Source organism: Mycobacterium shunyiense (assembly GCF_058270075.1).
In genome coordinates this window covers 367,990-387,323 of record NZ_JBZDPU010000040.1, presented here as the reverse complement: position 1 = coordinate 387,323, position 19,334 = coordinate 367,990, and the positions used below count along the sequence as shown (strand labels likewise).

General features: G+C 66.1%; 17 protein-coding genes. 11 read left to right on the top strand and 6 right to left on the bottom strand.

Translation table 11 applies throughout. From position 1 onward, the window contains the following. The first annotated feature begins 146 nt into the window (after positions 1-146). The 3 genes from mgtA (at position 147) to AC4ELH_RS32375 (ending at position 4,432) form a co-directional block, all read left to right on the top strand. The gene (gene mgtA / locus AC4ELH_RS32385) at positions 147-2,831 is read left to right on the top strand and encodes a magnesium-translocating P-type ATPase (protein WP_498888906.1); all 2,685 of its coding nucleotides are present in this window, start codon (positions 147-149) and stop codon (positions 2,829-2,831) included. Between the two features lie 757 nt (positions 2,832-3,588). Further along, positions 3,589-4,068 carry a MerR family transcriptional regulator gene (locus AC4ELH_RS32380; protein WP_498888904.1) on the top strand — a complete coding sequence of 160 codons (480 nt, stop codon included), beginning with the start codon at positions 3,589-3,591 and terminating at the stop codon, positions 4,066-4,068. Positions 4,069-4,102: 34 nt separating this feature from the next. Beyond that, positions 4,103-4,432: a hypothetical protein gene (locus tag AC4ELH_RS32375; protein ID WP_448441710.1), complete on the top strand. Its 330-nt coding sequence runs from the start codon at positions 4,103-4,105 to the stop codon at positions 4,430-4,432. An 87-nt stretch (positions 4,433-4,519) separates the two neighbouring features. Here AC4ELH_RS32375 and AC4ELH_RS32370 read toward each other — a convergent pair whose 3' ends face one another. Further along, positions 4,520-4,858 carry a MerR family transcriptional regulator gene (locus tag AC4ELH_RS32370; RefSeq protein WP_064887410.1) on the bottom strand — a complete coding sequence of 113 codons (339 nt, stop codon included), beginning with the start codon at positions 4,856-4,858 and terminating at the stop codon, positions 4,520-4,522. Positions 4,859-4,991: 133 nt separating this feature from the next. On the opposite strand from AC4ELH_RS32370, the gene AC4ELH_RS32365 reads away from it, so the two are divergent. The 3 genes from AC4ELH_RS32365 (at position 4,992) to AC4ELH_RS32355 (ending at position 6,739) form a co-directional block, all read left to right on the top strand. Then, complete coding sequence (locus AC4ELH_RS32365) at positions 4,992-5,411, top strand: Hsp20/alpha crystallin family protein (RefSeq protein WP_064887408.1); 420 nt, start codon at positions 4,992-4,994, stop codon at positions 5,409-5,411. A 694-nt stretch (positions 5,412-6,105) separates the two neighbouring features. After that, on the top strand, positions 6,106-6,477 hold the full coding sequence (locus tag AC4ELH_RS32360) for a J domain-containing protein (protein ID WP_064878500.1): 372 nt from the start codon (positions 6,106-6,108) through the stop codon (positions 6,475-6,477). Between the two features lie 34 nt (positions 6,478-6,511). Then, positions 6,512-6,739, top strand: coding sequence for a hypothetical protein (locus AC4ELH_RS32355; RefSeq protein WP_064878499.1), 228 nt, complete (start codon positions 6,512-6,514; stop codon positions 6,737-6,739). Here AC4ELH_RS32355 and AC4ELH_RS32350 read toward each other — a convergent pair. Continuing rightward, positions 6,720-7,118, bottom strand: a complete 399-nt coding sequence (locus tag AC4ELH_RS32350) for a hypothetical protein (RefSeq protein WP_448441707.1) — start codon at positions 7,116-7,118, stop codon at positions 6,720-6,722. The two genes, AC4ELH_RS32355 and AC4ELH_RS32350, sit on opposite strands and share 20 nt — an antisense overlap. Positions 7,119-7,218: 100 nt before the next feature. On the opposite strand from AC4ELH_RS32350, the gene AC4ELH_RS32345 reads away from it, so the two are divergent. Beyond that, on the top strand, positions 7,219-8,295 hold the full coding sequence (locus AC4ELH_RS32345) for an asparaginase (protein ID WP_498888900.1): 1,077 nt from the start codon (positions 7,219-7,221) through the stop codon (positions 8,293-8,295). Position 8,296: 1 nt separating this feature from the next. Here the strand turns inward: AC4ELH_RS32345 and AC4ELH_RS32340 are convergent, their stop codons facing one another. Next, positions 8,297-9,922 carry an AMP-binding protein gene (locus AC4ELH_RS32340; RefSeq protein ID WP_498889516.1) on the bottom strand — a complete coding sequence of 542 codons (1,626 nt, stop codon included), beginning with the start codon at positions 9,920-9,922 and terminating at the stop codon, positions 8,297-8,299. An 8-nt stretch (positions 9,923-9,930) separates the two neighbouring features. Beyond that, complete coding sequence (locus AC4ELH_RS32335; RefSeq protein WP_498888898.1) at positions 9,931-11,628, bottom strand: AMP-binding protein; 1,698 nt, start codon at positions 11,626-11,628, stop codon at positions 9,931-9,933. A 59-nt stretch (positions 11,629-11,687) separates the two neighbouring features. Here AC4ELH_RS32335 and AC4ELH_RS32330 point away from each other — a divergent pair, with 59 nt between their 5' ends. The 4 genes from AC4ELH_RS32330 to AC4ELH_RS32315 all read left to right on the top strand — a co-directional run bounded on the left by AC4ELH_RS32330 (position 11,688) and on the right by AC4ELH_RS32315 (position 15,500). Then, the gene (locus AC4ELH_RS32330; RefSeq protein ID WP_498888896.1) at positions 11,688-12,527 is read left to right on the top strand and encodes a LuxR C-terminal-related transcriptional regulator; all 840 of its coding nucleotides are present in this window, start codon (positions 11,688-11,690) and stop codon (positions 12,525-12,527) included. 112 nt (positions 12,528-12,639) lie between these two features. Further along, entirely contained in the window at positions 12,640-13,758 is a 1,119-nt protein-coding gene (locus tag AC4ELH_RS32325; RefSeq protein WP_498889514.1) for an epoxide hydrolase family protein, read from the top strand. Between the two features lie 17 nt (positions 13,759-13,775). Beyond that, a complete protein-coding gene (locus AC4ELH_RS32320) occupies positions 13,776-15,086 on the top strand; it encodes a DUF1214 domain-containing protein (RefSeq protein ID WP_498888894.1) in 1,311 nt (436 codons plus the stop codon). A 6-nt stretch (positions 15,087-15,092) separates the two neighbouring features. Further along, entirely contained in the window at positions 15,093-15,500 is a 408-nt protein-coding gene (locus AC4ELH_RS32315; RefSeq protein ID WP_498888892.1) for a FixH family protein, read from the top strand. A gap of 90 nt (positions 15,501-15,590) precedes the next feature. Here AC4ELH_RS32315 and AC4ELH_RS32310 read toward each other — a convergent pair whose 3' ends face one another. Beyond that, positions 15,591-17,435 carry an ABC transporter ATP-binding protein gene (locus AC4ELH_RS32310; protein ID WP_498888890.1) on the bottom strand — a complete coding sequence of 615 codons (1,845 nt, stop codon included), beginning with the start codon at positions 17,433-17,435 and terminating at the stop codon, positions 15,591-15,593. Further along, positions 17,432-19,330: an ABC transporter ATP-binding protein gene (locus tag AC4ELH_RS32305; RefSeq protein WP_498888888.1), complete on the bottom strand. Its 1,899-nt coding sequence runs from the start codon at positions 19,328-19,330 to the stop codon at positions 17,432-17,434. Before AC4ELH_RS32305 ends, AC4ELH_RS32310 begins: the two co-directional genes overlap by 4 nt. Between the last annotated feature and the right edge of the window lie 4 nt (positions 19,331-19,334).

The following is a 19,334-nucleotide window of genomic DNA, read 5'->3' as shown; positions in this document are numbered from 1 at the left end:
TCATTCGACTGTCTTTCACGCCATCACCGACGTGAACTGACACCTTCCATACCGCACAGCACACCCAAGTCACACCGAATCACGGCTTCCGCCAGGAGGTTCGGTGTGACTTGGGGTGCGCGCGCACCACCGACCGGAGCAGCCACATGAACACCGCTGTCGAGCAGACCGCCCTGACCCCCGCCAAGCACGATGACCGCCGACTCTCCCTGCGCGCAGCCACCGAAGCACACAACGATGTGGAGGTCACGCTGGCGAATGTCAGAGGCCACCTCGACGGGTTGACATCCGAGGATGCCGCAGAACGCCTCGCCGGCGAGGGCCCCAACGAGGTCGCCCACGACAAGGCGCCTCCCGCGATCCTCCAGTTCCTGGAGGCCTTCAAGAACCCGTTCATCGCGGTCCTCATGGTGCTGGCCGCGATCAGCTCGGTGACCGACATCTACCTTCCGATGCGCGATGGGCAGGAGCCGGACTACACCGGTGTGCTGATCATCGTGACCATGGTCGCGCTCAGCGCCCTCCTCCGGTTCTGGCAGGAGTACCGCTCGGGCAAGGCAGCCGAGACACTCAAGGCGATGGTGCGGACCACCGCGACAGTCCGGCGTCGGGCCAGCCCAGATGCCACACCCGAACTCACCGAGATCCCGATGGCGCAGATCGTCCCCGGTGACATCGTCCAACTGTCAGCCGGCGACATGATTCCGGCCGACCTCCGCCTGCTCGATTCTCGCGATCTGTTCGTCAGCCAGGCGGCGCTGACGGGCGAGGCCCTGCCGGTGGAGAAGTACGACACCTGCGGCGCCGACGACGCGGCCGATCCGCTCGACCTGCCCAGCATCTGCTTCATGGGCACCAATGTGGTGAGCGGCACGGCCAGCGCGGTCGTCGTATCGACCGGCGTACACACCTATTTCGGCTCGCTGGCCAAGGCGGTCGTGGGCTCTCGCGCCGAGACGGCCTTCGACCGCGGCGTCAACAGCGTCAGCTGGCTGCTGATCAGGTTCATGTCGGTGATGGTGCCGATCGTGTTGTTCATCAACGGTTTCACCAAGGGCGACTGGCCCGAGGCATTCCTGTTCGCACTGGCCGTCGCGGTCGGGCTCACCCCGGAGATGCTGCCGATGATCGTGTCGTCCAATCTGGCCAAGGGCGCCGTGGCGTTGTCACGCCGCAAGGTCGTGGTCAAGCGGCTCAACGCCATCCAGAACTTCGGCGCCATGGACGTGCTCTGCACCGACAAGACCGGCACGCTCACCCAGGACCGGATCATCCTCGAGCATCACGCGGACATCCGGGGTGATCGCGACGACAACGTGCTGGCCCTGGCCTGGCTCAACAGCTTTCACCAGAGCGGCGTCAAGAATCTGATGGACCGCGCTGTGCTGCACTTCGCCGACGGGACACCCGAAGCGCTACTTGCCGCCTCGGCGTACCGCAAGGTCGACGAACTTCCGTTCGACTTCGAACGGCGCCGACTGTCCGTCGTAGTGCAGGACGTCGAACGCAATCATCTGCTGGTCTGCAAGGGTGCCGTCGAGGAGATGCTGGCGGTGTCCACCCAGGTGTGGGACGGCACGGCCAGTCGCCCGCTCGATGAGGCCGACCGCGAGGCGCTGGCCGAAACAGCGCGCGACTACAACCGTGAGGGGTTCCGGGTGCTGCTCGTGGCCACCCGGGAAATCCCGCGCACCGAGCGCACCCACCGATACCGCATCGAGGACGAGAAGGACCTCGTCGTCCACGGTTTTCTCACCTTCCTCGATCCGCCGAAAGACACGGCCGCCCCGGCCATCACGGCCCTGGCCGAACACGGCGTGACCGTGAAGGTCCTCACCGGCGACAACGAAGTCGTCAGCGCCAAGATCTGTCGTGAGGTGGGACTCGATCCCGGCCAGCCGATTCTCGGCGCCGAGATCGACGCCCTCGACGACGACGAACTTCGGCGCGTTGTCGACGAGACAACCGTTTTCGCGAAGCTGACGCCGCTGCAGAAGTCGCGGGTGCTGCGAGCCTTGCAGGCCAACGGGCACACGGTCGGGTTCCTGGGCGACGGCATCAACGACGCCCCCGCCCTGCGGGATGCAGATGTGGGCATCTCGGTGGACACCGGCACCGATATCGCCAAGGAGTCGGCAGACATCATCCTGCTCGAGAAGAGCCTGATGGTGCTCGAAGAGGGCGTGGTCAAGGGCCGCGAGACCTTCGGCAACATCATCAAATACCTGAACATGACCGCGAGTTCGAACTTCGGCAACGTGTTTTCGGTGTTGGTGGCGAGCGCCTTCATCCCGTTCCTGCCCATGCTGGCGATCCACCTGTTGATCCAGAACCTGCTGTACGACATCTCCCAGCTGGCGCTGCCGTGGGACCGCATGGACAAGGAGTTCCTGCTCAAGCCGCGCAAGTGGGACGCCAGGAACATCGGCCGGTTCATGATCTGGATGGGGCCGACGTCCTCGATCTTCGACATCACCACGTTCGCGGTGATGTGGTACGTCTTCGCCGCCAACTCACCCGAGATGCAATCGCTGTTCCAATCGGGTTGGTTCATCGAAAGCCTGCTCTCGCAGACGCTGGTCGTCCACATGCTGCGAACCCAGAAGATCCCGTTCATCCAGAGCACGGCAGCGTTGCCGGTGCTGCTGGCGACCGGGACGGTCTGCGTTCTCGGGATCCTCATCCCGTTCTCGCCACTGGGGGCGGCCGTCGGATTGCAGCCGCTGCCGTGGGCGTACTTCGGATGGCTGGCCGCGACGTTGGTGGCCTACTGCGTCGTTGCTCAGACCGTCAAGACCCTCTACATCCGGAGGTTCGGTCAATGGTTCTGAGTATCTGAGGTGCCACCGACCGCGCCGGGGGTCGGCGCGGTCGGTGGCATTCTGGATTCGCAGTTATCTGGAGTTGGGTTCAGATGGGTCTGGTTGTTCCGGCTTAGGTGATGTGTGAGGAAACAGCCTTATCGGGAACGGTTTGAATCGTGGGCGTTCCCGACAAGCGAGGTTGTAAGGGGCGGCGGTGTAGTGACCAAAGTCGCTACAGAGCAATGCGTTTCCCGTTAACACCCCCCGAGGCAGTTGCCACGTCACCTCGACCGCCGTGTCGGCCTCGGCGGTCGAGGTGACGCCCTATCGCCTCCGGGCCCGGGCTGTGCAGGTGGCTTGTCAAGGCGCCTTCGGATGGGTGTCACGCGGCCCCCGGCACTGCCACGCCTCAAAAAATCTGCATTGGCTGATGTAGACATTCGATAGTGCTCTCGCTAGAGTATGCGGTGTTGAGATTAGAGGGTAAGTGGCACGGGAGATGATGAACTGCCCGTGAAGTGTGACGTCAGCGCGGTCAAGCAGTACGAGGCCAGGCAGCATGTTGGCTTTCGGACCGTGGTGAAGGTGGAGTAGACAGTGAAAGGAGGGAGTTACCGTCGGATCGTCACGCGAGTGTGTCTGTGCGGACGATCCTGCAGTATTCCTAGTAATGCCGGGAGATGTCGTGCGCTCCCGCGGATCGGTGCCCCCTCGGGGTGGTGGTGTTGTGACCCCAGGGGGGCACCGATCCTCCCTATATCAACGTCGCCCGGCCTCCCCGGGCGTGTTCGCGTTCATCGCGAATACGTTTCACGTCAGCGATCATGGGCTGCGTGGGCGCGATGTTCGGTGGGCGGCTCGCCTACTGGACACGGCCGTTGATGATTCGAAAGGTTTAGTCGTACAACCACAGAACGGTTCGAGTGAACCGAATCCGAATGACAAGTTCGACGACGAGGACTACCCGGCCTACAGCATGGGCAGTGCAGCGCGAATACTCGACACCACTGCGGCATTTTTGCGAAGCCTTGATGAGGCCAGATTACTGACCCCGCAACGTTCTGAAGGCGGACATCGCCGCTATTCGCGCTACCAGCTGCGGATCGCGGCGCGCGCCCGCGAGCTCGTCGATCAGGGCATGGCATTGGAAGCAGCCTGCCGCATCATCATTCTCGAGGACCAACTCGCCGAGGCCCACGCCCTCAATGCCGCACTGCAGCAGCGCATCGACGACAGCACCGTTGACGAGGATCGGCGAACCTGAACGACGCGCCGGGGTTCTCACCAGCGCTGCGTTGGTGGCGCGCGCCGCACTGGACACCGACTTCCGTACGACCCACGACACCCCGGTCGTGGGCCGCCGCAGCAAAGCCCGCGCCCCGGATGCCGCGCCCACGGTCTGCTTCACCGCCCCAGGGGGTCCGGGCAATTTGAGCGAGGTCGTCGGCCATGGTCATCGCGCCCACGTTGTGGCGATTGGCGGTGTGCACGATCTCGACGAACGCCGCATCGAGGCTGCAGCCGCGCCACGCGACCAGCGCCCCTTCGGCGGTGTCGAGGATCCGCACGCAGTCCCGGCGGGATCGGTTGACCGGGCGGCGAAATCCATTCACATTCACCTCCTCTAGCGTCGGCACCGCGAGCTGGTGCCGAAACCTTTTGGACAACAATAGATATCCTTGTGCCCCAGGTTCCCCTGACGGTGACGCCGGGTGTCATCGGCGTGCGGTGCGCGGTTCCCGGGACCGCAGCCGTGCATTCTCCGAGGCGAGCTCACCATTGGTCGATGCCAGCTCGGCGTTGTGATCCTGCAACGGCAGAATCTGGGCAATGCCGGCGATGTTGACACCGTCGGCGACTAGCTCGGCAATCCGCTGCAGCCGATCGAGGTCGTCGTCGCTGTAGCGGCGGGTACCACCCTCGGTGCGCGCCGGGGTGAGCAGCCCGCGTCGCTCATAGAGCCGCAGCGTCTGTGGATCCATCCCACTGAGCTCGGCGGCAACCGAAATGCCGTACACACCGCGCGCCGATCCCGCCGACGCCTCGCCCACCACAGTTCAACGACCCCTTCTCCTCGAATCGGTCCGGATTCATCCTTGCACAAGGCTGATACCAGTGCTATAAGAAATTTATGGCAGATGACATAGATCATCTGCAGTCGACACGGTGGGTTAGGAGGCAAAGATCATGTTGATGCGTACCGATCCGTTCCGCGACTTCGATCGCCTGGCCCAGCAGGTGCTGGGCACCACGGCCCGCCCGGCGGTGATGCCGATGGACGCCTGGCGAGAAGACGACAAGTTCATCGTCGAGTTCGATCTGCCTGGGGTGGATGTGGATTCGCTCAATCTCGATGTCGAGCGCAACGTGCTCACCGTGCACGCTCAGCGCCCCGAACACGATCCCGACCGGGAGATGGTCTCGGCCGAGCGTGCGCGCGGGGTGTTCAGCCGGCAACTGTTTTTGGGCGAGACCCTGGACACCGACGCGATCGAAGCCAACTATGCCGGTGGGGTGTTGCGGTTGACCATCCCGGTGGCCGAAAAGGCCAAGCCGCGGCGCATCGCGATCACAAGCAACACGGACAAGACCGCCATCAACGCGTGAGGCTCCGGCCCGGCCGGCCGCCGGGCCCGGGGCGCAGCATCCGGGTTAGAGGGGGTGAGTGAGATGACGCTCGACATCCAGTGGGACAGCAGCCTGCTCGAGGAGGCGGCGGCGATCGTGGAGGCCGAAGAGATACGCCTGCGACAGGACGAGGCCCCGTGGGAATGCGAGCCGGCCACCCCACCCGTCGAGGGGACTGCGCCCCGGGCCCGCCCGCCTCGCGTCGGCGCGCTTACCTGCACGCGCCGGCGCCGCGGCCCGCCAATCCCCGACGGTCCCCGCCGGTTGATCACCCGACCGCGGCTTCCTGTGCCAGTGTGGGCGACCCAACGCTCACCTCCCACAACCCCGCGGTCTGGTACTGAAACGCGTTGACGGGCAACGGCGGTGATATCCGGCCGATGTCTCGGCTACGCCATCGACGCCGGTGTCGCCCACACCTGTGAAGAGAGTGCGGCGTCACCGCGAACCGACATCGACGCCGGATGTCCGGTTCGCGCACGCACCGCTACCGCACGTGGCACACCCGACCGTGGCGCGTACACACGGCGTCGTGGCACCCTCATCCCCGACCAGTGCGGGAACCAACCCCGCCCCGCACCGGTCGGGGTGGCTCAAGTCCATTTCCCGCGGTGGCTCCCGGATTCGCCCGAAAGCCCGGGGGTCACCGCCCCACACCTGTGAGGGAGCATCGATGGGGTGCGCCCAGACCGATCCCTACCGGGTGTTGGGCGTGTCGCCGGCGGCCACCCAAGCCGAGATCACCCACGCCTACCGCACCCGGCTACGCGCCCAGCATCCCGACACGCGCCCGGCATCCTCCCCACACACCGCCGATCAACAGCTGCAAGCGCTACTGGCTGCCTATGCTCTGCTGCGCGACCCCGCTCGACGCGCCGACTACGACCGCGCCACCGCCCGTACCACCACACCAGCGCAATCCACCCCCGGCGACCGCTCCACCACAGGCCCTGTGGGGATTCCGGTGACCCACCGGCACACTCCCGCTGCTGCAAACAACCCGGTGCCCCCATTGCAGGCCGGGCCTGTGCGCTATCACCGCTAACCCATTGCGCCAACCGAATACCCACCCACAGGCAGTGGGGAGCCTTCACGATCACCACCTGCAGCAGCGCTGCGGGACCGACGACAACCCCACTGGCAGGGTATTCGCGGTGGCGAACGGTGACGAATCGGCGAAACTGGCCGAAACGCTCGGCGCCGCTGTGGTTTCCAGCGCGGATACAGAGTGGACGAACACCGCCCTGATCAAGGATCCGCAAGGCGCGCCGTTGGTCCTGAGCCAATTCATCCCGCCGCCGGGCTGATCACCGAACGGTGCCGGGTGCGCATGGTCAGCACCGCCGCTGCGATGACGACTTCCGCCAGCGCCAGCAGTGTCGCGGTCGACATCATCGCCGAGGCCTGGGCGGGGGCCGTGACGCCATGGTGATGCATGGGCATCGGGGTGTGCAGCGCGATCATCGCGAGGCTCATCAGCGCGATCGTGCACCAGACGCCCGAGGTGCCACGCCGCCACAGATGACCGGCGCAGTACAGGCAACCGACGATCATCGCCGCGAGCACCGCAGCGGCCACCGGATTGGCAGTGGCGCCGAACATCGCCACATGCAGCCCGGCCGAACTCACGGCCAGAAGCGCACACGTGCGCCGCCCGAGAACACCGCAGGCTTGTGCAGCCGACATGACCACCATCGTCGCAGCAATCGCGGGCGACCGCTGCCGAAACCCGGGTGAGCTGCCAAAACACCGGTGCGTATTCGCCTCTCGCCGTAGCGTCTGCCGTATGACGAACTTCGCAGCCCGTCCCGCCCGGTCGCGACTGGCGATCGGCACATTTTTTCTCGCCGTCGCGCTGACAGCATGTTCGACGAACACCAACTCGACCGAAGCAACGACAAACCCGGACAGCGCCAAGGGCGAATCGGCACCGGGGCGGGTCGTGGTGATCACCACCGGCGGGACCATCGCGACAAGCACCGATGCCAACGGCGTGCGCCGTCCGACGGTCAGTGGATCCGACCTGGCGGCAGGCCTCGACGTCGAGGTCATGGATGTGATGAAGAAGGACAGTTCACAGCTCACCCCGGCCGATTGGGACGTGATCGGGGCGGCGGCCAAGAAGGCGGTGGCCGACGGGGCGTCCGGCGTGGTCATCACCCACGGCACCGACACGATGGAAGACACCGCGATGTGGCTGGACGTCACGTACAACGGGCCGGCGCCCATCGTGCTGACCGGGGCGCAGCGCAGCTCCGACGCCCCGGATGCCGACGGGCCGACCAACCTGCGAGACGCACTCACCGTCGCCTCCAGTCCCACCGCCCGCGATCAGGGCGTGATGATCATGTTCGCCGGGGACGTCTTCCAGGCCTTGGGGACCCACAAGGTGAACACCCAGGATCTCCACGCGTTCGGCGGCACCCCACCGATCGGGTCCGTCGCCGACAACACCTTCACACTGGACCACCCCGCGCAGCGGCCGTTCCTCGGTGAGGTGCCTGCTATCAGTGCCCCGCGCGTCAACGTCGTCGCGGCCTACCCCGGTGACGGCCCCGGCCCCATCGATGCCGCGGTGGCCGCGGGAGCGCGCGGAATCGTCGTGGAGGCACTGGGATCCGGCAACGCGGGCGACGGCGTGGTCGACGCCGTACGCCGCCACGCACCGGCCGGGGTGTCCTTCGGAATCTCCAGCCGTGTCCCGACCGGGGACGTCATCGCCGAATACGGCCCCGGCGACGACATGGTGAAGGCCGGCGCGGTCATGGTCCCCCATCTTCGGCCGAGCCAGGCGCGGGTGCTGATCATGGCGGCACTGGCCACCGGCAAGCCGGTGGCCGAGGTGATCAAGCGGTGGGGCTGAGTTATCCCGGTTGTCCCGGGTCGAGCCCGAGCAGCTTGACACTCTCGTCGCGCATGTCGACCTTGCGGATCTTGCCGGTGACCGTCATCGGGAACTCTTCCACCACATGCACATAACGCGGGATCTTGTAGTGCGCCAGCTTGCCCGACGCGAATGCCCGCACCGCCTCGGCATCCACCGGCGCGCGGCCCGGCTTCATCCGGATCCACGCACAGATCTCCTCCCCGTACTTCGCATCGGGAACCCCGATCACCTGCGCATCGTCGATGTCAGGGTGGGTGTAGAGGAACTCCTCGATCTCGCGCGGGTACACGTTCTCCCCGCCGCGGATCACCATGTCCTTGATCCGGCCGACCACCGTGCAGTAGCCGTCCGCACGCATCACCGCCAGATCCCCGGTGTGCATCCACCCCTCCGAGTCAATGGCTTCGGCGGTCTTGGCCTCCTCATTCCAGTAACCCAGCATCACCGAATACCCGCGGGTGCAGAACTCCCCCGACTGCCCGCGCTCGACGGTCTCACCGGTATCGGGGTCGACGATCTTGACCTCGAGGTGCGGATGGACCCGGCCGATGGTCGCGGTGCGACGCTCCAGATCGTCGTCGACCAGGGTCTGACACGACACCGGCGACGTCTCGGTCATGCCGTAACAGATGGCCACCTCGGCCATGTGCATGTCGGCCACCACCCGCTTCATCACCTCGACCGGGCACACCGAACCCGCCATGATGCCGGTGCGCAGCGAGGACAGGTCGAAACCGGCGAAGTCGGGATGACCGAGCATCGCGATGAACATCGTCGGCACGCCGTACAGCGCGGTGCACTGCTCGGATTCGACGGTGGCCAGGGTGATTCCAGGATCGAATCCGGGAGCGGGGATCACGATCGCGGCACCATGGGTCAACGCCCCGAGATTGCCCATCACCATGCCGAAGCAGTGATAGAACGGCACCGGGATGCACACCCGGTCACCGCTGTCGAAGTTGATCAGCCCGCCGACGAAGAACCCGTTGTTGAGGATGTTGCGATGGCTCAGCGTCGCTCCCTTGGGGAAACCCGTTGTCCCCGAGGTGTACTGGATGTTGATCGGATCCGTGTTGGACAGCTGGGCGATCCGGGCGCGTAACTGCTCCTCGCTCACCTGCTCGGTATGCAGCTGGTCCCAATCCAGAGTGCCCAGAAAGATGATGTCCTTGAGCGCCGGGCAGTCGGCCTGCACCTCGGCCACCATCGTCACATAGTCGGAGGACTTGAACGCGGTGGCCGACACCAGGGTCCGAATGCCGGATTGCTTGAGTACGTAAGCCAGTTCGTGGGTGCGGTAGGCCGGGTTGATGTTGACCAGGATCGCCCCGATCTTGGCCGTCGCGAGCTGTAGCATCACCCACTCGGCGCAGTTGGGTGCCCAGATTCCGACGCGATCGCCCTTGGCCACACCCAGCGCCATCAACCCCCGGGCCACCGCGTCGGCCTCGGCGTCGAGTTCGGCATAGGTCCAGCGCCGTCCGGTGGCCACCTCGACCAGCGCTTCGGCGTCCGGCCCGGCCGCCACCATGCGCTCGAAGTTCGCCCCGATGGTCTCTTCGAGCACGGGCACATCGGTAGGGCCGTGATCATAGGACTTCATCGCTGTGTTCATTCCACAAGATCCTCGTATCGGTATTCGGTGGAAATCGGTTGGCCCGCTTCGTGAGCCGCATCCTCGCGCTTGCGCAACTCGACGCGGCGGATCTTGCCCGAAACGGTCTTGGGCAGGTCGAAGAACTCGACCCGGCGCACCTTGAGATATGGCGCGAGGTGATCACGAGCGTAAGCCATCACATCTTTTGCCGTCTGCGCGTTGGCTTCCCAGCCCTCGGCCAGCGCGACGTAGGCCTTGGGCACTGCCAAGCGGGTGTCGTCGGGTTGTGGGACCACCGCGGCCTCGACCACCGCCGGATGCTCGATCAGCACGCTTTCCAGCTCGAACGGGGACACCTTGTAGTCGCTGGACTTGAACACGTCGTCGGTCCGGCCGATGTAGGTGATGTAACCGTCAGCGTCTCGGCCGGCGACGTCGCCGGTGTGGTAGTAACCGCCGGCCATCACGGCCTCATTGCGTTGCGGGTCACCGAGATACCCCGTCATCAGGTTGCGCGGATGCTGTGCCAGGTCCAGACAGATCTCCCCCTCGTCGGCAGGTGCCCCGGTGATCGGGTCCACCAGCACCACCGGAACGCCCGGCATCGGACGGCCCATCGAGCCGGGTTTCACCGGCTGCCCCGGGGTGTTGCCGACCTGCAGAGTGGTCTCGGTCTGGCCGAACCCGTCGCGGATCGTCAGCCCCCACGCCTTCTCGACCTGGGTGATCACGTCCGGGTTCAACGGCTCACCGGCGCCGAGGATCTCGCGCAGCCCCTCGGGACGCTCCCCCAGGTCGGCCTGGATCAACATGCGCCACACCGTCGGCGGGGCACAGAACGTGTTGACCTCGGCCCGGCGCAACTGGTCCAGCAGCGCCACAGCATCGAAGCGCGCGTAGTTGTAGACGAAGATCGTCGCCTCGGCGATCCACGGTGCGAAGAAACAACTCCAGGCGTGCTTGGCCCAGCCCGGCGAGCTGATCGCCAGGTGCACATCGCCGGGCCTGACCCCGATCCAGGCCATCGTGGTGAGATGCCCGACCGGGTAGGAGACCTGGGAATGCTCGACCAGCTTCGGCTTGCTGGTGGTGCCGGAGGTGAAATAGATGAGCATCGGGTCGTCGACCGTGGTGCACGCGTCGAACCGGCGTGGTTCCTCGGCGTATGCGTCGGCGTAGCGGTGCCAGCCGGGCACCGGGGCGCCCACCGCGATCCGCACATAGTCACCGGGCACGTCGGCGAACTTGGCGGTGTCGGCGGGATTGGCGATGACGAACCGGGCGCCGCCGCGGGCGATGCGGTCGGCCAGATCCGCCGGGCCCAGCGCCCCGGTGGTCGGCATGATGACCGCGCCCAGCTTGGCGATGGCCAGCATGGCCTCCCACAATTCGACCTGATTGCCGAGCATCAACAGGACCCGGTCACCCTTGCCCACTCCGAGCCCGTGCAACCAGCCGGCGACACTGTCGGAGCGCTGCGCCATCTCGGCAAACGTGACCTGCTGCTCGGAACCGTCCTCCTCGACGATCCACAGCGCTGTGCGGTCGTTGTCCCTGGCGATGGCGTCGAACCAGTCGATCGCCCAGTTGAAAGTGCCGGTGATCTGCGGCCAGGCGAATTCCTCGACGGCCCGGCCGTAGTCCCCGAGGGTGGCAACCAGCTGGTCACGGGCATCGCGGTAGCGACCGGTGTTGCTCGCAGCGACATTCATGACAGTTATGCTCTACGTCACACTCACCCCACCGCTACCCCCGAAAGTGGGTACCTGCAATGCGCCCCTCGCTGCTGCGGCCTCGTGACGCCGACGCGGTGCGCGCCGAGCTGCGCCGAATGGCCGCCGACACCGGCCTGCCGCTGGCCTTCGGCGGGCAGGTGCACGAGGACACCCTGCTGCTCAGCGAGTTCTTCGGTACCCGCACCGGGGCGATGCGCGGGCTTGCGGTCCTGCCCCGCGCCGGGTTGGGCGGGGCCAGCGTGGTGTCCCGTCGCCCCATCTCGGTGCCCGACTACCGGCGCGCCTCGACCATCACGCACGACTACGACGCGCCGGTGTTGTCGGAGGGCATCCGCTCGATCCTGGCGGTGCCCGTGGTCGTCGACGGCCAGGCTCGGGCCGTGCTCTACGGCGCGCATCGCACCAGCGCCCCGATCGGCGGCCGCACCGCCGCCGCGATGGTGGCCTCGGCGCAGCGATTGAGCGAAGAACTACGGGTGCGCGACGAGGTGGACCGGCGGATGCGGATGCGCGAGGCGGCCCTGACCACCTTCGCCGACCGGCCGGCCGACACCGAGCAGATCCGCGAGGTGCACGCCGACCTGCGCCGGCTCGCCGGCGACACCCCCGACCTGGCCGGGCCGCTGCGCGAGCTCGCCGACCGGCTGGCAGTGGCATTGCGCGGCGACCCGCCTGCCAGCGCTCCCCTGACGGTCCGCGAGATCGACGTGCTGGCGCAGGTCGCCCTGGGTTGCACCAATGCCGAAGCTGCCCAGCGCCTTTCACTCAAGCCGGAGACGGTGAAGAGCTATCTGCGCAGCGCGGCGGCCAAACTCGGGGCGCGTAACCGCCACGAGGCGGTGTCCAAGGCCCGGCGGCTACGGCAGATTCCCTGACCCGCCGGATCGTCGGAAACACCTGCGTTGAAGATTGCGGTCACCAGGTAGCCACGATCTTCAGCGCAATACTCACCACGGCGCGCCACCCCACGCTGAGAGGATGGCCTACATGACCCTGAGTGACCCGTTGATCAAGCCGTTCCGCATCGCCATCCCCGACGCCGACCTCGAAGACCTCAAACAGCGACTGAACCGGACCCGCTGGCCTGAGGCCGAGTGCGTCGAGGACTGGACCCAGGGCATTCCGCTGGAGTACACGAAGGAACTGGCGGCCTACTGGGCCAACGAGTACGACTGGCGTGCCCGCGAGGCCGCACTGAACCGGTTCGACCACTTCACCACCGAGATCGACGGGCTGGACATCCATTTCATCCATCAGCGATCCGGACGCGGGGACGCGTTCCCGCTGCTGATCACCCACGGCTGGCCGGGATCCATCGTGGAATTCCACAAGGTGATCGAGCCGCTGACCGAGGCCGGATTCGACGTGGTGTGTCCGTCGCTGCCCGGTTACGGGTTCTCCGCCAAGCCCAGCGCGGCGGGGTGGGGCATCGAGAAGATCGCGCAGGCCTGGGACACCCTGATGACGCGGCTGGGCTACGACCGCTATGGCGCCCAGGGCGGTGACTGGGGTGCGGCGGTGACGACGCAGATCGGCCGCAACGTCGGCTCCTGCGTAGGCATTCACGTCAACATGCCGATCGCCCAGCCGCCGGCCGAGGGCATCGGCGAGATGACCGAGGACCTGCAGAAGGCACTGGCCCGCATCGACTATTACCGCAAATGGGATTCGGGTTACATGAAGCAGCAGTCCACGCGGCCGCAGACCGTCGGGTACGGGCTGGTGGACTCCCCCGTCGGTCAGCTCGCTTGGATCGTGGAGAAGTTCTGGTCCTGGATGGACTGCGACGGAAACCCCGAGAATGTGGTGTCCAGAGACGAGATGCTCGACAATGTGATGCTCTACTGGCTCACCGCATCGGCGGCATCGTCGGCTCGGCTGTACTGGGAGAGCCACAACACATGGGGCGGAGGCGAATACGTCAACCTGCCCACCGGAATCGCGTCGTTCCCGCTGGAGATCCTGCGCGCCCCGCGTAGCTGGTGCGAGACGGGCTACAACGTCACGCACTTCACCACGATGCCGCGCGGCGGGCATTTCGCGGCGTTCGAGCAGCCGGAGTTGTTCGTCGAGGATGTGAAGACCTTCTTCGACACTGTGCGCTGAGGTACTAGCGTCAGGGCATGGACCCATTGGTACATGCCCGTGCCGTGCAAGCCGTGATCTGGGGTATGCCCGCCGTCAACTTCGAACTGCTGCGTGAGGCGGCGGCGGGCCTCGGCGCCACCGACAACCAGGTGGTGTTCTGGTCGAAATTGCTGGACTGGAAGAACCAGACCCTGACCCCCAACCCCGACACCCTGTACTTCTTCCCGTTCTACAACACCCAGGACGGGCCCGTCGTGCTGGAAATCCCACCGGCAGAAGGTGGTTCGATCACCGGTTCAGTCGACAACAGCTGGCAGGAAGCGCTCGAAGACGTCGGACCGGCGGGGGCCGACAAGGGTGACGGCGCCAGGTACCTGATCCTGCCGCCCGGATTCGACGGCGCGATTCCCGACGGCTACATCGTGCTGCCGTCGGCGACGTATACGGGGTTCGGGGCGCTGCGGGCGAACATCGCGTCCAGCGCCGACGCCGACGTCGCCGCGGCTGCCGAGTACGGCAAGCGCATCAAGTGCTATCCGCTGACGCAACCCGGCCAGGGGGCCACGTTCGTCGACGCGTCGGAAACCTTGTACGACAGCACAATTCCCTACAATCTGCGATTCTTCGAACTGCTCGATCAGTTCGTGCAACGCGAGCCGTGGCTGCAGCGGGACCGGGTGATGATTTCGGTGCTGGCCTCGATCGGCATCGAGCAGGGCAAGCTGTTCGAACCGGACGACGAGTTGAAGGGAGTGCTCGAGGCGGCCGCCGCCGAGGCACACGAGTGGTTCGACGCCAACTATCCGCGCTTCTTCACCCCGCCGTACTTCGACGGGACCCACTGGGCCGTGCCCGCCTCACCCGAGGTGGTGCAGGGCATGCAGAACGGTTTCGCCGACCCGACCAGCTATCCCGTCGACGATCGCGGTCTGCTGTACTCGTTCATCTACTTCAGCGCCAAACACCTTGGCCAGGGCCAGTTCTATGTGATGACCATTGCCGACGCCGATGGTGAGGCCTTCGACGGCGCAGCCACCTACCGGTTACGGGTGCCTGCCGATCCACCGGTCTCGCTGTACTGGTCGGCGACGGCGTACGACCGCGCCACCCATGCCTTGATCCGGGATCAGCCGTACGGTAGCCGGTCGTCACACCGGCCCGATCTCGGCGTGAACCCCGACGGTTCCGTCGACGTGTATTTCGGCCCGGTCGCCCCAGAAGGCCGAGAGTCCAACTGGATCCCGACAAACCCGGACGGCCAGTTCGAGGTGTTGTTCCGGCTGTACGGGCCGAAACCAGCCCTGTTCGAAAAGTCCTGGGCACTGCCCGACATCGAAAAGCTGTAGCGGATCATGAAACGCCTGCAGTGGGTGGGCATCGGGGTCATCGTCGTCGCGGTGGGCGCCGGCATGCTGTGGCTGCTGTGGCCGCAACCACGGCCACCCATCGTCGCCGAAGCCACCGCAGGTCCGTACCTGGTGCGCCTGAAGGACGAGCCGCCCAAGGTGGGAGTCAGCCCACTCACCGTCGAGGTCCTGGGCAGCGCAGGCGAAACCCCGACACCGGACTCGGTGCGGTTCGAACCACGCATGCCGCAGATCGGCCTGAGCGCGCCGGCTGTCGAGGCCACGCCCATCGGTAGAGACGACTACCGCGGCGTCATCGACCTGTCCACCCCGGGCCGATGGGACATCACGGTGCGCATCGGCTCGGGCCCGCAGAGCTACGACGCCGTCCTGCGCGTCACCGCCACGCGATAGCGCCTGTACGAGCAGACGTGAAAGTACCTTATTACCAATGATTTAGGGTACTTTTGCGTCTGCTCGCGGAAGGAAAGTAGACCGGGCAGCTCAAGCCAGGGAATCCACCCAGGCCCGATGCAGCGCCGCATACGCCCCGTCGGCCCGGCCGATCAGCTCCGCCGGTGCCCCGTCCTCGATGATGCGGCCGTGCTCGAGCACCAGCACCCGGTCGGCGATCTGCACCGTGGAGAGCCGGTGCGCGATCACCAGGGCGGTGCGATCGGCCAGCACGGTTTCCAACGCGCGCTGCACCATTCGCTCGCTCGGGATGTCCAGTGAGGACGTCGCCTCGTCCAGGATCAGCACCGCCGGGTCGGCCAGGAACGCCCTGGCGAAGGCCACCAGCTGACGCTGGCCCGCCGAGAGCCGGCCACCGCGCTTCGCCACGTCGGTGTCATATCCGTCGGGCAGCGCGTCGATGAAGCGGTCCGCACCGACCGCCGCGGCCGCCTCCCGAACCTGCGCGTCGGTGGCCTCGGGACGCCCGAAGCGGATGTTGTCGGCGACGGTCCCGGAGAACATGAAGTTTTCCTGGGTGACCATCACGACATGCCGGCGCAGTTCGGTCTGGGCCAGCTCACGCAGGTCCACACCGTCGAGCGTCACCGAACCGGCTGTCGGGTCGTAGAACCGGGCGATCAACTTGGCGATGGTGGTCTTGCCCGCGCCGGTGGTGCCCACCAGCGCCACGGTCTGCCCAGCAGGCACCGCGAGCTCAAGCCCGGGCAGCACCGGCCGGCCGGATGCGTACTCGAACTGCACATCGTGAAACCCGATGTCACCCTTGGGCTCCGACGGGGAGACCGGCTGCGCCGGATCCGCGATCGCGGGCTGTTGCGCCAGCACGCCTGCCAGCTTCTCCAACGCCGAGGACGCCGACTGGAAGGTGTTGAAGAACTGCGAGATCTCCTGCATCGGCTCGAAGAACATCCGCAGGTACAGCAGGAACGCGGTCAGCGTGCCGATGGTCATCTCACCGTGCAGCACGCGGTAGCCGCCGTAGAGCAGCACCACGCCGGTGGTCAGGTTGCCGACCAGCTTGACCCCGGGCATGAAGACGGCCAGCAGCTTGAAGGTCTTCTCGTTGATCGCCCGGTACTCGTCGGCGACGTCGTCGAAGATCTCCTGGTTACGCGGCTCGCGCCGATACGCCTGCACGGCCTTGATACCCGTCATGGTCTCGACGAACTGCACGATCACCAGTGCCGCGCTCTCACGCACCAGCCGGTAGGTCTTACCCGACTCGTTGCGGAACCACCACACCAGGGCAACCAGGATCGGGAACGCCGCCAGGCACATCAGGCCCAGCCGCCAATCCAACGCCACCAGCAGAACCGCTGTGCCGAACAGGGTCAGCACCGCGGTGATCAGGCTGTCGAAGCCCGTTTCCAGCATGTCCTGGATGGCCTCGACGTCGTTGGTGGACCGGCTGACGACCCGACCCGACGTGTAGCGATCGTGGAACGCCACATCGAGCCTGCCGAAATGGCGGAACACCCGGCGGCGCAACTCCAGCAGCACCCGCTGGCCGATGCGGCCAGAACGCCGCAGGAAGAACATCCGGCTGACCGCCTGCACGATCACCACCGCGCACAGCGTGCCGACGATGAGCATCAGCTCACGAGCCGGGCCGCCCTCGAGGATCGGCGGGATGCCGTGGTCGATGCCGCGTTGCACCAGGATCGGAACCGACAGCCGGGCAGCGTTTTCCACGATGACGACCAGGGCCAGCGCCGCGACCGTCCAACGGTAGGGCCGCAGCAGTGATATGAGGAGCTCACGGGCCTCACGGCGCCGGGGCACGCTTTCGTCGATCGGGAGGTTGGACGTGCCGGAGCTGCCGGCTTGATCGTCGTCGTCGGTGACCTGTCCGCGCCACTCGGTAGTCGTCATCGGCGCTGCACCTCCGCACCGAAACGCGGCGGCTCGCCCACTTCGTCGATGACCGTGCGTTCATCGTGCCCGCGCTGCAGCCGGCCCAACTCCTCTTCGTCCTCCCATTCGCAATTGCGCTCACACGCGTCGTCGAGTTGGTCATCGGCGGCCAGCAGGTAACGGTATTGCGGTACCTGCGCGAGCAATTGGGCGTGGGTACCGATGTGCGTGATGGTGCCCTCCTGCAGCAGCGCCACCTTGTCGGCCAGCAGCACGGTCGACGCGCGGTGCGCGACGATGATGCCCGTCACCCCGCGCAGCACCCGGCCCAGCGCTTCGGTGACCACGGCCTCGGTGTGCACGTCCAGGGCCGACAACGTGTCGTCGAGCACGAGGATCTTGGGTGCGGCCAGGATGGCCCGGGCCAGCGAAAGACGTTGGCGCTGACCACCCGACAGGCTCATGCCCTGCTCGCCGATCCGGGTGTCCAGGCCGAACGGCAGGTCGTAGACAAACTGCGCCGCCGCGATCTCGACGGCCTGCGCCAGTTGCTCGTCGGTGGCATCTGCTCGGCCGAGCCGTAGGTTCTCCGCCACCGACATCGAGAACAGCGTCGGATCCTCGAACGCCGTGGCCACCGTCTGCCGCAGCGCCTGCAGACTCAGCTCGCGGATATCGCGACCGTCGATCAGGATCTGACCTTCGGTGACGTCATAGAGCCGCGAGAACAACGCGGCCAGCACCGATTTGCCCGAGCCGGTCGCGCCGACCAGCGCCAGCGTCTGCCCCGGCTCCACCACGGCATCGACATGCCGCAGTGCCCATTCGTCTGTTCCGTCGGGGAACCTGAACCCGACATCCCGCAGCTCCAGCCGGCCACCGCGCGGCGGCTGCGACACCGGGCCGTCGGCGATGTCGACCGGGGCGTCGAAGATCTCGGCGATCCGGTTGGCCGCGGTGAACGACTCCTGCGTCATCGACAACAGAAAGCCCAGCGACGCGATGGGCCACACCAGCGACAGCATCATCGTGATGAACGCGACCAGGGTGCCCATCGTGACGTGGCCGTGGCCCGCCGCGTACGCACCGAAACCCAGCACCACGATCAGCGTGAGGTTGGGGATGACCTCAAGCAGCGTCCAGAACTTCGCCGAGACGGTCACCCTCGCGAACTGGGTGTCATAGAGCTGCGTGGCCTGCTCGTCGAACCGGTCGAACACGTAACCCTCACGGCCGAACGCCTTGACCACCCGCAGCCCGAGCGCAGCCTCCTCGACATGGGTCGCCACGTGGCCGGTCTGGTCCTGCGCGAGCCGCGACAACCGGGTGTACTCCCGCTCGAAGTGCAGCACGGTCAGCGTGATGGGCACGATGGACACCAACACCACCACACCGAGCGGCCAATACATGGCCAGCAGGATCGACGTCACCACCACGATCTGCAGGGCGTTGAGGATCAGGAACACCAGCCCGAAGGACAGGAACCGGCGGATCGTGGACAGATCGTTCATCACCCGCGACAGCAGCTGCCCCGACTGCCAGCGGCTGTGGAAACTCATGGGCAGAATCTGCAGCCGGGCGTAGAGATCCTTGCGGATGTCGGCCTCGACACCCATGGTCGCGCGGGCGACCATCCAGCGCCGGATGAACCACAGCACCGCCTCGGAGATTCCGACCGCGACGGCGGCCGAACCCAGCACCCACAGCCCGTGTTGATCCTGGTGACGGACCGGGCCGTCGATCACGGCCTTGGTCATCAGCGGAATCGCCACCGTGGCAGCCAGGCTGACCACCGCGACCACGACCATCACGATCCAACGGGCCCGGTATGGCAACAGGTAGGGCAACAGCCGCCACAGATCTGAACTGGTCCGGATCCGCTTCGGAGACGGGGCGATCGCGGGTTGGCTCACTAAA